The organism is Scytonema sp. PCC 10023 (genome assembly GCF_963920835.1).
In the GTDB taxonomy this organism is placed as follows: domain Bacteria; phylum Cyanobacteriota; class Cyanobacteriia; order Cyanobacteriales; family Nostocaceae; genus Kalymmatonema.
On sequence record NZ_CAWUDP010000438.1, the window covers coordinates 1 to 212 of the forward strand.

Below are 212 nucleotides of genomic sequence, written 5' to 3' on the forward strand. Positions count from 1 at the left end.
CCTGGCGGGCGGTGCGTGAGGCGCGCGAAGCCGCCGTTCAGGGGCGCGTTCCGGCCGCAGAAGCCGAGAAGTTCGTCGCCGAGATCGTGTGGCGCGATTTCTCGACGCACCTGCTGCACCATTTCCCCTTCATCGAAAGCCGGGCCTTCCGAGCGGAATATGACGCCATGCCATGGCGGGATGATCCGGCGGCGCTGGAGGCCTGGCGACGG

The 212-nt window shown here is 68.4% G+C and carries 1 protein-coding gene; it reads left to right on the forward strand.

The window, feature by feature from the left end; translation table 11 throughout:
* The coding region (locus ACM0OZ_RS49500) for an FAD-binding domain-containing protein (protein WP_414590264.1) at positions 1 to 212 on the forward strand (212 nt) is incomplete at both ends.